Source organism: Mesorhizobium sp. CNPSo 4661, assembly GCF_057784215.1.
Genome location: NZ_JBWGIO010000009.1, coordinates 252,904 through 267,105, shown reverse-complemented (window position 1 = coordinate 267,105; position 14,202 = coordinate 252,904). Strand labels below are relative to the sequence as shown.

At 64.0% G+C, this 14,202-nt stretch carries 13 protein-coding genes; 5 read left to right on the top strand and 8 right to left on the bottom strand.

Going from position 1 to position 14,202, the window contains the following annotated elements; genetic code table 11:
- Positions 1-75: 75 nt before the first annotated feature.
- Both AC0YKC_RS15830 and AC0YKC_RS15825 read right to left on the bottom strand, forming a co-directional pair.
- Positions 76-1,158: an Acg family FMN-binding oxidoreductase gene (locus AC0YKC_RS15830; protein WP_488511700.1), complete on the bottom strand. Its 1,083-nt coding sequence runs from the start codon at positions 1,156-1,158 to the stop codon at positions 76-78.
- 308 nt (positions 1,159-1,466) lie between these two features.
- Positions 1,467-2,045, bottom strand: coding sequence for a TetR/AcrR family transcriptional regulator (locus AC0YKC_RS15825; protein ID WP_488511699.1), 579 nt, complete (start codon positions 2,043-2,045; stop codon positions 1,467-1,469).
- A gap of 94 nt (positions 2,046-2,139) precedes the next feature.
- Between AC0YKC_RS15825 and AC0YKC_RS15820 the strand changes: the two genes are divergently transcribed.
- Positions 2,140-3,048, top strand: a complete 909-nt coding sequence (locus tag AC0YKC_RS15820) for an SDR family oxidoreductase (protein WP_488511698.1) — start codon at positions 2,140-2,142, stop codon at positions 3,046-3,048.
- A gap of 59 nt (positions 3,049-3,107) precedes the next feature.
- Here AC0YKC_RS15820 and AC0YKC_RS15815 read toward each other — a convergent pair whose 3' ends face one another.
- Positions 3,108-3,455: a GFA family protein gene (locus AC0YKC_RS15815; protein WP_488511697.1), complete on the bottom strand. Its 348-nt coding sequence runs from the start codon at positions 3,453-3,455 to the stop codon at positions 3,108-3,110.
- A gap of 119 nt (positions 3,456-3,574) precedes the next feature.
- On the opposite strand from AC0YKC_RS15815, the gene AC0YKC_RS15810 reads away from it, so the two are divergent.
- A complete protein-coding gene (locus tag AC0YKC_RS15810) occupies positions 3,575-4,870 on the top strand; it encodes an amidase (RefSeq protein WP_488511696.1) in 1,296 nt (431 codons plus the stop codon).
- A gap of 243 nt (positions 4,871-5,113) precedes the next feature.
- Here the strand turns inward: AC0YKC_RS15810 and AC0YKC_RS15805 are convergent, their stop codons facing one another.
- The 4 genes from AC0YKC_RS15805 to AC0YKC_RS15790 are packed head-to-tail and all read right to left on the bottom strand — an operon-like array spanning position 5,114 to position 8,927.
- Positions 5,114-6,094 carry a hydroxyacid dehydrogenase gene (locus tag AC0YKC_RS15805; protein ID WP_488511695.1) on the bottom strand — a complete coding sequence of 327 codons (981 nt, stop codon included), beginning with the start codon at positions 6,092-6,094 and terminating at the stop codon, positions 5,114-5,116.
- A gap of 4 nt (positions 6,095-6,098) precedes the next feature.
- Positions 6,099-6,815, bottom strand: a complete 717-nt coding sequence (locus tag AC0YKC_RS15800) for a FadR/GntR family transcriptional regulator (protein WP_320216915.1) — start codon at positions 6,813-6,815, stop codon at positions 6,099-6,101.
- A 2-nt stretch (positions 6,816-6,817) separates the two neighbouring features.
- A complete protein-coding gene (locus AC0YKC_RS15795) occupies positions 6,818-7,987 on the bottom strand; it encodes a mandelate racemase/muconate lactonizing enzyme family protein (RefSeq protein WP_488511694.1) in 1,170 nt (389 codons plus the stop codon).
- 52 nt (positions 7,988-8,039) lie between these two features.
- On the bottom strand, positions 8,040-8,927 hold the full coding sequence (locus AC0YKC_RS15790) for a sugar phosphate isomerase/epimerase family protein (protein WP_320230675.1): 888 nt from the start codon (positions 8,925-8,927) through the stop codon (positions 8,040-8,042).
- Positions 8,928-9,324: 397 nt separating this feature from the next.
- On the opposite strand from AC0YKC_RS15790, the gene AC0YKC_RS15785 reads away from it, so the two are divergent.
- The 3 genes from AC0YKC_RS15785 (at position 9,325) to AC0YKC_RS15775 (ending at position 12,643) form a co-directional block, all read left to right on the top strand.
- Positions 9,325-10,380, top strand: coding sequence for a sugar phosphate isomerase/epimerase family protein (locus AC0YKC_RS15785; RefSeq protein ID WP_488511693.1), 1,056 nt, complete (start codon positions 9,325-9,327; stop codon positions 10,378-10,380).
- A gap of 54 nt (positions 10,381-10,434) precedes the next feature.
- Positions 10,435-11,622 carry a Gfo/Idh/MocA family protein gene (locus AC0YKC_RS15780; RefSeq protein WP_488511692.1) on the top strand — a complete coding sequence of 396 codons (1,188 nt, stop codon included), beginning with the start codon at positions 10,435-10,437 and terminating at the stop codon, positions 11,620-11,622.
- Between the two features lie 169 nt (positions 11,623-11,791).
- Positions 11,792-12,643: a sugar phosphate isomerase/epimerase family protein gene (locus tag AC0YKC_RS15775; protein WP_488511691.1), complete on the top strand. Its 852-nt coding sequence runs from the start codon at positions 11,792-11,794 to the stop codon at positions 12,641-12,643.
- A 156-nt stretch (positions 12,644-12,799) separates the two neighbouring features.
- Here AC0YKC_RS15775 and phnE read toward each other — a convergent pair whose 3' ends face one another.
- Positions 12,800-14,164: a phosphonate ABC transporter, permease protein PhnE gene (gene phnE, locus AC0YKC_RS15770; RefSeq protein WP_488511690.1), complete on the bottom strand. Its 1,365-nt coding sequence runs from the start codon at positions 14,162-14,164 to the stop codon at positions 12,800-12,802.
- Positions 14,165-14,202: the final 38 nt, after the last annotated feature.

Here is a 14,202-nt window from a genome sequence, read left to right as displayed (position 1 = left end):
TGCCCGCCTGGTGGGAGGTGTCGGCAACATGGCTGAAGGATCAACCGCCTCGGGCCATGTCAGCCCTCCACGCCATCATGTAATGACCGAAGCCACCGGCCTCCTTGGCGAAAACGGCAAGGCAGGCCCATATCCGAAGCGCATTACAATATCCGGCCTGCGGGTCTCGCCGACGATCGCCGCGAGGTCCGCGCGCAGGCGGGCGACCTCGACAGGCTGATTGATGAAGGCGATCTTGAGTCCCAGGCTCGTCGCGGCCAAAGCGAAGCGCTGGCATGCCTGGCCGACCCTGATCCAGTGATCGTGGTCCGGCCGCTCGCCAAAGAAGATCGCCACCCCGGCTGATGAGTCGATCTGACGGGCGTACTTCTGATTCTCCTGAGCGATGCTAAACAGCCGATCCAGGGCGATCCGGCCCAGGCTGGTCGGCAGCACCGGGCGGCCGCTAGCGGCTGAGAAGAGCCCATCTCCGCTTGCCGTCGCGCTGCGTGGGTTGAAGCGTATCCACTGCTTCAGCTCATGCATGAATGCGGGGTCGTTCATCTGGTCTTCATTGCCGGCAATGACAAGATCCCGCACCTGCTTCATCCGCGTCCGATCCGTGATGAGCGCCAGGCTCACACCCGGTATCGCTGCTGCCCGCTCAAGCTCGGCGAGATCCGCCGCGGCGGTGGCGCGGCCATCATATTCGGCACGAGTCGATTGGCGTTTCGGAATGGCGTCGGTCAACGGGTCCGCTTTCGGCGCGCCCATAAGGTAATTGTAACGGATTCCGTTGCCGTCAGCCGTAAGCGAAGCCTCGCCGGTACGGCCAGTTGCCGCCGCGGCGAGCGTGAGATTGGCCGCGGCGCATCCCAGGCTGACATAGAGATGATGGTCGTCGGGGTCGACGACCGGAGTCCGCCTCTGAAGGTCGGGCCGGATCTCGATTGCATGCCCTTCAAGCTGGAACCGCCAGGGCTGCGTATTGTGGCTATTGGCCGCCAGGGTTGCATAACGGACCACGGCCTCAAGATCGGGCGTCAGGCGGTCGCGCAATCCGGCGGCGAAAGCTTCATATTCGGCCATGGACCCGACCGCTGATCGCCAGGCGGCGGCACCGGCGCCGGCCGCCACAAGCGCGGCGCCTGCGCCCACGAGCATCGTTCGCCTGTTCATCGCGCCCTCTCGGATAAGCTTTAGGGAAGATACCGCCGATCGGAAAATTGTCTTTTGATCTTCGTCAACGTCATCTCGCTGACCAGGCGGCCTACATTACGGCCCCGAATCGTCCCTGACTGATTTGGAAGATCGATCTTTACCCTGACTTCCGCATTCGGCCAGCAGGCGACCTGCAGGTCGACCATGCCGGCGTGGTGAGCACCTTCGCCTATAATGGCGCGATGATGCCCGTGGCCCTGATGACCTTTACCATTGGGCCGATTCAGGCGGAATAGTTAACTCCACATCGTTCTCCGGCGGAACTTTCAAGGGTTTCGAGCCAACGTTGTCGTGGCGGATAGGAAGCGCTTCAGACTGTGCTCGACATAGGCAGTAAGGTCCATGTCATCGGGATCGAAGCTCCACCACAGCAGCGAGCCCTGCCAGTGAGTTGCCATCAGCAGGCCGATGTCGTCCGGAATGCCGCGGACGCCGGCGAAACAATCGGCGAGCATCCTGCCGAGTGCGGCCTTCCAGGCGGCGCCGCGCACCCTGAGAATCGGATCGCGCAGATCCTCGCGCAGGACGAGCAAACCTTCGGCATAGGACTCGATGTCGCCATAGCCGCTCGAGAGAGCGACCAGCAGCTCGACGGCGCCGGCCGGCGTCCTGGGGACGGAGCCTGCCACATCCTCGGTCTTTCGGTCGAGCCCATCCCAGGCATAGAGCAGGGTGCGCTGCTTCAGCAGCGCCTTGTTCTTGAAGCGCTGCACCAGCGTCGAGCCTGAAAGGCCACTGGCTCGCGCCAGCCTTTCGAAGGTCAACGCTTCCGGGCCGTCGGCATGCATCAGCCGGTACGCGGTTTCCAGCACCTTCTCGTCAGATTGGGTCTTTGGCCGGGTCATCTTGACTCTTATTCATAAACGAATGATCATTTATAAATGAGAGGCGCGGCAAAAGCCAGCCCTCGTTGTGCTGAGTTCAAGTTCGGAGGTTTCAATGACGCTTCAAGGCAAAGTCGCTCTCGTCGCCGGCGCGACGCGCGGCGCGGGCCGCGGAATTGCGGTCGAGCTGGGCGCCGCCGGCGCCACCGTCTATGTCACGGGCCGTACGACGCGCACCCGGCAATCGGACTATCAGCGCCCCGAGACCATCGAGGAGACGGCCGAGCTGGTTGCCGCGCAAGGCGGCAAGGGCATTGCCGTGCAGGTCGACCATCTGATCTCCGAAGAGGTGCAGAAGCTTGTCGCGCGTATCCGCGCGGAGCAGGGCGGCCTCGATATCCTGGTCAATGATGTCTGGGGCGGTGAGAAGCTGTTCGAATGGAACAAGTCCGTCTGGGAGCACAATCTGGACAACGGCCTGCGGCTGCTGCGGCTTGGGATCGACACGCACCTGATCACCGCGCATCACGCGCTGCCGCTGCTGATCGAACAGCCGGGCGGGCTCCACGTCGAGGTCACCGACGGCACCGCCGAATACAATGCCGACCACTACCGGCTGTCGCCCTTCTACGATCTCGCCAAGGTGGCGGTGAACCGCATGGCATGGGCGCACGCCAAGGATCTTGAAAAGCATGGCGCGACGTCTGTCTCGCTGACACCGGGCTGGATGCGCTCGGAGATGATGCTGGAGACATTCGGCGTTTGGGAAGAGAACTGGCGCGACGCCACAGCCAATGTGCCGCATTTCGTCATATCGGAGACGCCGCGCTTCGTCGGTCGCGCCGTCGTGGCGCTTGCCTCGGATCCGAAGCGCTCACGCTGGAACGGCCAGTCGCTTTCCAGCGGCGGGCTGGCGCAGGTTTATGGCTTTGCCGATCTCGACGGCTCGCGCCCCGACGCCTGGCGCTATGTCCCGGAAGTCCAGGACGCTGGCAAGCCGGCCGATGCGACCGGCTACCGATAGAGAAATTCCAGGAAAAGTGCGTAGCGGTTTTCCGTCCGGAATTGCGTAAAAACAAAGCTTCAGGCCGAGCGGCCGTCGAACTCTAAGACTTCGATGCTGGCGATGTCGACATCGTCCAGGCAGTTGATGTTGACATAGGCGGATCGCTCGTCGCCCTGACTGACATCCTCGGCAAACGGATGCATGCCGCAGGTGCGGCAGAAGCGATGCGCGATTTGAGCCTTGCCGAAGGTGTAGCGGCCGAGGTCGTCGCCCCAGGCAACCAGATTGAGCGTCTCATGCGGTACGGCCCACAACAGCGCGCCCTTGCGCCGGCAGATCGAGCAGTTGCAGCGCACGGCCATGCCGAGCTCGCCCTCGACCTCGAACGCCACCTTGCCGCAGTGGCAGCTGCCTTTGTACAGCATCAGCATCTTCCCATCGCTGGCAGGGTGCAAAGGCACGCTTGCCGGTTTATCTCTTGGGCCGGCCCAACATCAGGCCGCGCCTAGAAGACGTTGCAACTTTGCAAGGCCCGACATCGAAAATGCAATCCGTCCGCGACCGTCTTGAAACCATCCTGTCACGTCTTGCCAATCGCGCGGCCGACGAGAAGGTCTACACGAAGCTCTACACCGAGGCCGCGCGGGCGGCGGCTGACGCATCCGATGCCCGCCGCAAGGCCGGCATCAGCCTTGGGCCGCTCGACGGTCGGATCGTTTCGGTCAAGGACCTGTTCGACGTCGCTGGCGAGCCGACGACAGCCGGGTCGCTGATCCGCGCCGGCGCCGTGCCGGCGACGCGGGACGCGGCGATCGTGCAAAGGCTGCGCCAGGCGGGCGCCGTCATCCTCGGCAAGACGAACATGACCGAGTTCGCTTTCACCGCTATCGGCGACAATCTTCATTACGGCACGCCGGGGAATGCGGCCGATCCCAGCCTCATCCCGGGCGGCTCGTCATCGGGCGCGGGCGTGGCGGTCGGCGAAGGCACGAGCGAGATTTCGATCGGTTCGGACACCGGCGGCTCGGTCCGCATCCCGGCTTCGCTCAACGGCGTCGTCGGCTTCAAGCCGACGGCGCGGCGCGTGCCCTTGGCCGGCGCCTTTCCGCTGTCGATGACATTGGATTCGATCGGCCCGCTTGCCCGCAACGTCGCCGATTGCGCGATCACCGATGCGATCATGGCGGGGCAAGAGCCGGCTGCGCTTCAGCCAGCCTCGCTCGCCGGCCTGCGCATCGGCATTGCGCGCGGCGTGCTGTTCGGCGAAACGCAGACCGAGGTCGCCAGAGCTTTCGAGTCCTGCATCGACAGGATCAGCCAGGCCGGCGCCCGTGCCGCCGACTTGTCCATCGACGATCTCATCGCCGAGATGCGCCTTGCCACCAGGCGCGGCACGATCGCGTCGATGGAAGGCGCCGAAGTGCATGCCGACTGGCTGAAGAGCGACACGTCCGTGCCGGTCGATCCGCATGTCACCGGACCATTGTCGCGCGCGCTGGCCGTCCCCGCCTCAGCCTATATCCGCACGATCCGCCGTCGCGGCAAGCTTGCAGCGGCCATGGCGGAACGGCTGGAGACGGTCGACGTGCTGGCCTTGCCGACCGTGCCAATGGTCGCGCCCTCCATTGCCGCCATGGCCGGCGACGAAGCGCTGCGCGACGGCACGGAAGGGCTGCTCTTGCGCAACACGCAGGTCGGCAACCAGTTCGACCTCTGCGCGATCTCGCTGCCGATGCCCGGCACCAGGCTGCCGGCCGGGTTGATGCTGGTGGGCAAGCATGGAGATGATCACCGGCTGCTGCGCATTGCCGCCGCGGTCGAGACGCTGCTTGGCCGTTGAGAGAGGCGCGCCGCGAACCGAGGCAAATTTGGCGTCAGGGAAATTTGCCGTTGCGTTCCTTCGCGCCCCCGCTGGCCTGCCGGACAGAGGGGGCGCTGTCCCGCTGTCATCTCTGGCTGCACCGTCGCGATGGTCGCCGGTACTAGAGCGTTTCACCGTTTCACGGAAACGGCGAGCCGCTCTATCCCTTTGTTTTTACGCAATTCCGGACGGAAAACCGCTCACACTTTTCCTGGAATTGCTCTAACCGTTGACCGGAAAGCGTCGCCGGTAGTGCTCGATAACTTCCGGATTGCGCAGATTGACCGGCAGTTTGCCGGCCAGCACCAGCAGCGCCTCGCCGGCGGCGCCGACGCCCATGCGCATCATCGATTCCTCGGTGATGCCGGCCATATGCGGAGTGACGATGACGTTGTCGAAGCCGAAATAGGGATGGTTCGACGGCAGCGGCTGCGTGGAAAAGACGTCGAGCGCGGCACCGCCGATGCGGCCTTCTCGCAAGGCTTCGATCAGCGCGTCGTCGTCGACCACCGGACCGCGCGAGACATTGATCAGCAGCGCGTTGGGCTTCATGCGGGCGATGCGCTCGCGGCTGATCAGGCCGCGCGTCTCCTCCGTCAGCGGGCAGCAGAGCACGATGATATCGCTCTGCTCGACAAGCGCGTCGATCGACAGGAAGCCGACGCGCTCGGGCGCCGGGCGCAGGCTGCGCGTGGTCGCCACGACATTGAGGTCGAAGCCGTGCGCGGCGATATGGCCGACCGCTTGGCCGACCGCGCCGAGGCCGACAATGCCGATCGTCTTGCCGGCAAGCTCGCTTGTCGAATTGGCATGCTCGCGCCCGGCAAGCCAGCCCTTGGCGCGCAGGTCGCGGTCCATCATGCGGAAGCGCCGCGAGAGCGCGAGGGCAGTGAACATCACATGCTCGGCGACCGAGCGGGCATTGACGGCGGGCACGTTGGCCACCAGCACGCCGGCGGCGGTCGCGGCCTCGACCGGGATCATGTCCAGCCCGGCGCCGTGGCGGATCGCGGCGCGCAGGCTCAAAGCACCGGCAAACAGCCCCGGCGGCAGCAGCGCGCGCACGATGACGATGTCGGCGTCCCGGGCCTCAGCGGTCAGCGTCCTGGGATCGAGCGCGGAAGCGACCACAAGCTGGCCGGCGCCGGCCAGCATGGCCGTGGCGCGAGGATGCAGCGGATGCGTCGACAGGATCTTGCGCATGAGCTCAAGCTTTCTCGAGCGCCGCGCCTTTCGGCTCCATTCCGCGGCCTTCGATGATCCCCTTCCAGTAGCTCTCGGCGCCCTGCAAATGAGCATTCATCAGGGCCTGGGCGAGATTGCCGTCGCGGCGCAACAGCGCCTCGTAGATCTGGATATGCTCGGCATGCGAGCGCACGCTGCGTTCGGGATCGTTGAAATAGATCGGCAGGCGCTGCTCGCCCATCAGGTAATAGACGCTGCAGATGTTGTGGAAGACGCTGTTCTTGGTGGCGCGCACGATCTCGAGGTGGAACTCGCGGTCCTCTTTGGCGAGGCCTTCGCCGGCGGCGATGCGCTCTTCCGAGGCTTTCAGGATCTCGCGCAGGCGTTCGAAGTTCTCTTCCGTGGCGCGCGAGCAGGCAAGCTCGGCCGCCTTGATCTCGTGGATCTTGCGCAATTCGACCGTCTCGTAGATCTGCACCGGATCGAGCGGCAGGCCCGCGCGCGCGAACAGGGCCAGCGCCTCGACACTCGCCTGCTTGGTGTCGATGTAGATGCCGGACTTGGCGCGCCGCTCGACGATGCGCATGGCTTCCAGGATGGCGAGCGCTTCGCGGATCTGGCCGCGGCTGACGCCGAAATGTTCCGCCAGCTCGCGCTCCGAAGGCGTGCGGCCGGACTCCTTGTCCGAGTTGGAGAAGAGATAAGCGGCGAGTTCCGCGAGAAGGTTCTTTTCTTTCATCGTCAAATACGTTGCGCGTGCGCCTCCAGGAATCGCTCGGAGATGGTGAATCCCAATCCAGGCTTTTCAGGGATCGCTATCATACCGTCCTTCGCTTCGACAGTCTCCTTGACAAGGTCGTGGATCATTGGATTGGCGCCGAGCGAATATTCGATGATGAAGGAGGCGGGCGATGCGGCACACACGTGCAGCCCGGCAAAGAAGCAGGGCGCGCCGGCCCACAGATGCGGCGCGAAGCGCAGGTTGAAGGCGCTGGCGATGGTGCCGATCTTCATCGCCTCGCTGATGCCGCCGCAAAACGCCGGGTCCGGCTGGAAGATGTCGGCGGATTTCAGCACCGCCAGATCGCGGAAGGCGTAGCGCGTCGCCTCGCTTTCGCCGGTGGCGATCGGCGTAGAGCCGGAGGCGCGCACTTCGGCCATGCCCGGCTTGTCGTCGGCGATCACCGGTTCCTCGAACCAGGCAAGGTCGAGATCGGCGGTGAGCTTGATGAAGCGCTTGGCCTCGGCGACGGTGTAGGTGCCATGCGCGTCGACCATCAGCTCGACATCCGGGCCGATCGCCTGCCTTGCGGCGCGCACACGTGCGGCCGAAACATGCGGGGCGCCGTCCATGGCCCCGACGCGCATCTTCAGCGCCTTGAAGCCGCCCTTGGCGATGTAGGATTGCAACTGTTCGCCGATCGCGTCGGCGGCGGCCCAGCCGCCCGAGGCATAGGCCTGCATGCGTTCGACCTTGCGGCCACCGAGCAGCCGCCACACCGGCTGCCCCAGCGACTTGCCGAGAATATCCCAGAGCGCGATATCGACGGCGCTGATCGCCGCCACGCTCATGCCGCGCCGCGCCAGCTGCGGCATGGCATGGCCGGCATGCGCCGCCGTCTCATGCCGCACGCCGTTATAGAGCATTTCCCAGATGATGCCGATATCGGCCGGATCGCGGCCGATGAGCTGCGGGCCGACCTCGTGGTTCAGCATATGCACGAGCGCGCCATAGCTGCCGGCGCTGCCGGCGGCGTTCTTGCCCTCGCCCCAGCCGACCACGCCGTCACCGGTCTCGATGCGCAGAATGGCGGCGTCGAACGTCGTCACCTGACCGAAGTCGCTGCGATGCTGCTTCGCGACTTCGATCGGGATACGAACCCACCAGGCCTGGACGCTTTTGATGCGCATGTGTTCCCTTCGGCCCCTCCGCCCGCCGGGCGGAAGGATTTCAATCGGAGGTCTACTTGATCAGCGGCAGCAGCGTTTCAGCGGTGATGCGCATCTGGTCGGTGTAGAATTTCTCCGTGAGCACGCTGGAGCCGTGGTCCTGGATGAATTTGAGCTGCTCGGGCGAGATGTCGACCGGATTGCGCTCGACCATCTCCGGATAGGGCGCGGCCGGCGTGCGGTCGACGGGCGCGACGAATTCGTTGGTCAGCGCGCCGTCATAGCCGACTTCCTTCAGCGTGCGCACGATCTTCGGCCAGTCGATCTGGCCAAGGCCGGCGGCGAAGCGGTTGTTGTCGGCGACATGGAAGTCGAACAGGCGCTTTCCGACCTGACGGATCGCGTCATAGACGTTAAATTCCTCCATGTGGATATGGTAGGCATCGAGGCAGACGCCGCATTCGGGGCTCACCGCATCGGCGAGCGCCAGCGCCTGGGCGCCGCGGTTGAAGAGATAGGTCTCGAAGCGGTTGAGCGGCTCGACGGCGATCCTGACGCCGACCTTCTTGGCATGGGTGAAACACTCGCGCGTGGCGTCGACCACCCAGCCCCATTCTTCCGCCTCGGTGCCGTCCGGCACGACCTTGCCGACGGTCGCGGGCACCAGCGTGATGATCTCGCCGTCGAGTTCGCTCACCATGGTGAGCACGTCCTTGACGTATTTGACCGAACGCTCGCGCTGGCCCTGGTCCTTGGCGGCGAGGTTGCGCTCGCCCAGCATCAGCGTCACCGAACCCCAGCAACGGATGCCATGCTCCTTGAGCAGCGCGCGCGTCTCCTTGGTCTTGTACTGCTCGGGCTCACCGGAAATCTCGATCGATTCGTAGCCGAATTTCTTGATGCGCTTGAGCGTCACCTCCAGTGGCTCCGCCCGCATCCAATTGTGCGTCGAAAGATGCATGGTCTATCCTTCCCAGAATTCGCCAGTCACATTTACCCCGCGACGCTCCGACCGAAGCGGTCGCATGATTCCTCCCCAAGGCACTGCCAGCATTTTCCTCGAAACTGGTTCGACCAATTGGGTTCACCATGACCTCTACAGCAAATTTTCACGCGCGGCAAGAAGTGGCCATCGGAGGCCGGACCGGCCGTGTAATTTCATGATTTAATAAGACAATTTCCCCTCGTGAGCCGTAAAGTGGCGCCTTCCCAGGGTTTTCGACCGCTTGACCGACCCAAGGGATTTGGTAATACCAGAATGACGCAGTGCGTAGACGCCGGTGAGATTGACCAAACAGACTGGTCCTCGCTCCAATCGGCGCTATGCTTGGTCGTGAAAACAAAGAGGGAGGATGCCGATGCCGACGACGATGAAGGGCCCCGGCCTGTTTCTGGCGCAGTTCGCGGGCGACGCCGCACCGTTCAATTCACTGGCTTCGATCACCAAATGGGCGGCAGGCCTGGGCTACAAGGGCGTGCAGATCCCGACCTGGGACGGACGCCTGTTCGACCTGAAGAAGGCGGCGTCGTCGAAGGCCTATTGCGACGAGGTGAAAGGCACCTGCGCCGAGGCTGGCGTCGAGATCACGGAATTGTCGACGCATCTGCAGGGCCAGTTGGTGGCCGTGCATCCAGCCTACGATGCACAGATGGACGGCTTCGCGCCGCCATCGGTGCACAACAATCCCAAGGCGCGGCAGGAATGGGCCGTCGAACAGATGAAGTTCGGCGCCAAGGCATCGCGCAATCTCGGGCTGAATGCCTCGGTATCTTTCACCGGCTCGTTGGCGTTCCCTTACCTCTATCCCTTCCCGCAACGGCCGGCGGGGCTGATCGAGGAAGCCTTCGGCGAACTCGGCAAACGATGGAAGCCGATCCTCGATGTCTATGAGGAAAACGGCGTCGATGTCGGCTACGAGATCCATCCTTCGGAGGATGTGTTCGACGGCGCGACCTTCGAGATGTTCCTCGACGCGGTCGGCGGCCACAAGCGCTGCAACATCAACTACGACCCGTCGCATTTCCTGTTGCAGCAGCTCGACTATCTCGAGTTCATCGACATCTATCACGAGCGCATCAAGGCGTTCCACGTCAAGGACGCCGAGTTCAACCCGACCGGGCGGCAAGGCGTCTATTCCGGCTACCAGGGCTGGGTGAACCGGGCAGGCCGCTTCCGCTCGCTGGGCGACGGACAGGTGGATTTCGGCGGCATCTTTTCCAAGCTCACCCAGTACAATTACGATTCCTGGGCGGTGCTGGAATGGGAGTGCTGCCTGAAACATCCCGAGGACGGCGCCGCCGAAGGCGCACCCTTCATCCAGCACCATATCATCCGGGTGACGGAGAAGGCCTTCGACGATTTCGCCGCCGGTACAACGGACAAGAAGCTGCTGCGGGCGATGATGGGGATTTGACACGACTTCGCCTCCCGCCGAGGGAGGTACATCCAAGACACGAGGGAGACAGGCATGGTCGGCGCATCGAAGTCGGAAGCGGGAGGCGGCCCGATCCGCTACGGCATGGTCGGCGGCGGGCAGGGCGCTTTCATCGGCGCGGTGCATCGCATCGCGGCGCGCATGGACAACGATTTCGTGCTGGTGGCCGGCGCGCTGTCGTCGGATCCGGCGCGGGCCAAGGCATCGGCCGAAGAACTCGGACTCGATCCCGCGCGCAGCTACGGCTCCTATGCCGAGATGGCCAAGGCCGAAGCCAAGCGTCCCGACGGCATAGAGGCCGTGGCGATCGTCACGCCCAACAACGTGCATGTCCCGGCGGCCAAGGCGTTCCTCGAGGCCGGCATCCACGTCATCTGCGACAAGCCGCTGGCGACCTCGCTGGCAGAGGCGAAGAAGCTCGCCGCGCTGGTCGAGAAGACCGGCAAGGTGTTCGTGCTGACGCACAACTACACCGCCTATCCGATGATCCGGCAGGCGCGCGAGATGGTGGCCAAAGGCCAGCTCGGCGACATCCGCATCGTGCAGTCGGAATATCCGCAGGACTGGCTGACCGAGGATCTCGCCGCGACCGGCCAGAAGCAAGCCTCGTGGCGCTCCGATCCCAAGCAGGCTGGCGCCGGCGGTGCGCTGGGCGACATCGGCACGCATGCCTACAACCTCGCCCGCTTCGTGTCCGGCCTGGAGCTGGATTCTTTGTCGGCCGATCTCGACGCCTTCGTGCCGGGCCGACAGCTCGACGACAATGTCAATGTCATGCTGCGCTTCAAGCCGGTCGGCAACAAGCATCCGGCCAAGGGCATGATCTGGGCAAGCCAGGTGGCGCCCGGCCACGAGAACGGGCTGAAGCTGCGCATCTATGGCTCCAAGGGCGGGCTGGAATGGGTGCAGGCCGACCCGAACTATCTCTGGTACACGCCGTTCGGTCAGCCGAAGCAGCTGCTCACCCGGGCCGGCGCCGGCGCGATGCCGGTCGCGGCACGCGTCAGCCGCGTGCCGTCCGGCCATCCTGAGGGCTATCTCGAAGGTTTTGCCAACATCTACCAGGAGGCCGCTCGCGCCATCCGCGCGGCGCGCCGGAAGGGCGGCAAGCCAGGCAAGGATGTGGTCTTCCCGACGATCGCGGACGGCGTCGAAGGCATGGCCTTCATTGAGGCCTGCGTGAAGTCGTCGAAGAAGAATGGGGCGTGGACGAAACTGTAGGGGGGACGATATTCAGGTGAGGCCGGCCTGCAAACGGCGGCTTCCTGCGCTTCCGGTGCTCACGTACTTCAAGTACGCTCCGCTCCGGTTCTCGGAATCCGTCGTTTTCGACTCGGCCTGACCTGAATCTCATCACCCCTTGATCGAAGGTGATGAGGGGGGAGGGTCGATGAAAATCGGCATGTGCATGTTCTTGTGGACGACCAGCGTCTCGAAGAAGCACGAGGCGCTGCTGAAGGACATCAAGGCGACCGGCTTCGACGGCGTCGAGATACCGGTCTTCGTCGGGGTGCCCGACGACTACAAAAAGCTCGGCGAGATGCTCGACCGCATCGGCCTGGAGCGAACCGCCGTCTCGGCGATGGGCGATCCGGCGATGAACCTGATCTCGCCGGATGCCGCGACGCGCAAGGCCGGCATCGACTACATGAAATGGGCGATCGACTGCAGCTCAGCCCTCGGCGCGGACCGGCTCAGCGGGCCGCTGCATTCGACGCTCGGCGCCTTTTCCGGCAGCGGGCCGACTTCCGCCGAAAAGAAGCGCTCGATCGCCTCGCAGCGCGCCATCGGCGACCATGCCGGCAAGAGGGGCGTGACCATCGGGCTGGAGGCGCTCAACCGCTTCGAATGCTATCTCGTCAACACCATGGCCGACCTGTCGGAGCACATCGACGCGATCGACCGGCCGCACATCAAGGCGATGTACGACACGTTCCACGCCAACATCGAGGAGGCCGACCCGATCGGCGCCTATACGAAGCATCGCCGAAACGTCGTCCATATCCATATTTCGGAGAACGACCGCGGCGTGCCGGGGCGTGGCAACATCCCCTGGAAGGAGACGTTCTCCGCCATCCGCAAAAGCGGCTATGACGACTGGCTGACCATCGAGTCGTTCGGACGCTCGCTGAAGGATCTGGCGGCGGCGACCAAGGTGTGGCGGGATTTCGCCGAGAGCCCGGAGGCGGTTTATCGCGAGGGGTATAAGCATATCAGGAATGGGTGGAAGAAGGCCGCTTAGGTGCACCGATATTCAGGTGAGGCCGGCCTGCAAATGGCGGCCTCCTGCGCTTCCGGTGCTCACGTACTTCAAGTACGCTCCGCTCCGGTTCTCGGACGCCACCATTTTCGACTCGGCCTGACCTGAATCTCGGTACACCCTCGTGCGCTGAGCTTATCAACCCCGCTCGGCCTGCAGCCTGTTGTAATCATGCAGCGTGCGGCTCAGCCTGCGGCGCAGGAAGTTCGAGATGTTGTCGAAGATGAAGACGACGAGCAGCGTCAAAAGCACCATGTAGAAGACGTTGGCCCAGTTCGAATTGGTGCGCATCGCTTCCCATAGTTTCAGGCCGATGCCGCCGGCGCCGACGGCGCCGATGATGGTCGCGCCGCGGGTGTTGGATTCCCACTGGTAGAGCGTCTGGCTGATGAAGACCGGCACCACTTCCGGCAGCACGCCGTAGCGCTGCACCAAAATGCCGTTGGCGCCGGTCGAGAGCACGCCTTCGCGCGGCTTGTCGTCGATGTTCTCCAGCGCCTCGGAGTAGGTTTTACCCAGCGTGCCGATTTCGGTGAAGAAGATCGCGGCGCTGCCGGCCAGCGGCCCGGGGCCGAAGGCGCGGGTGAAGAAGAGCGCCCAGATCAGCATGTCGACCGAGCGCATGAAGTCGAAGAAGCGTTTCAGCACCTGGCTGAGCACGCCGCTCGGCGTGATGTTGCGGGCGGCGAAGAAGGCGAGCGGGAAGGCGACGATGGCGCCGAGCAGCGTGCCGAGGAACGCCATGACGATGGTCTGCAGGAGCTTCGTCCAGACATCGCCGTGCTGCCACTGCGCGTTGTTCCAGATGTTGTCGGCGGCCAAGGCGAGGTTGGACGTGCCGGGCTGAAGCTCAGGCCCCGAGACGATCAGCGAGATGACCTCGCCGGCCGGTTTACCGAAGAAGGGCGAGCGCGTGTCGAAGACGAAATTGGCCCAGCCGAGGAAGCGCTTGCGCACCTTGACGCGGTCAACGGTGACGCGCACCTCGCCGGCAAAGCCCATCTTGGCGACAATCTCGTCGTCATGGACGGTCACCCAGTCGGGCACCGGACCTGTGACCACCGGCTTGCCGCCGATCAGCGTTATCGGCACGGTCACGCCATTGGCCGTGATCGTCGCCCTGGTCTTGTCAAAGGTGACGGATTTCGCGTCGCCGTCGATCTGAACCGTGAAGGTGCCGCCGGGGTTTTTGACCACCCAATCGGGATCGGGGTTCTCGCCGAGCGCCGAGAAGCGCGGATATTTCGGCGTGATCTGAGGCTGGTCGAGCCGGAATTCCGGCTGCAGGTCGTAGCTGATCCATTGCGACAGGAAGAGCGGCAGGCGTTCCCAATGCGACTCGCGCAGCACCTGCGGCAGGCTGAAGAACCACAAGGCATAGGCGAGGTAGAGCACCGAGCCGGCGATCAGCAGCAGCGGCCAGAAGCGCTTGTAGACAGGACGCTGGAATATCAGCGGATGGCGATCTTCGATGGCGCTTAGTTCGGAGGCGGTCACTGCCATGGCTTACTCTTTGCTCCTGACCATGATCTTGTCCGAAA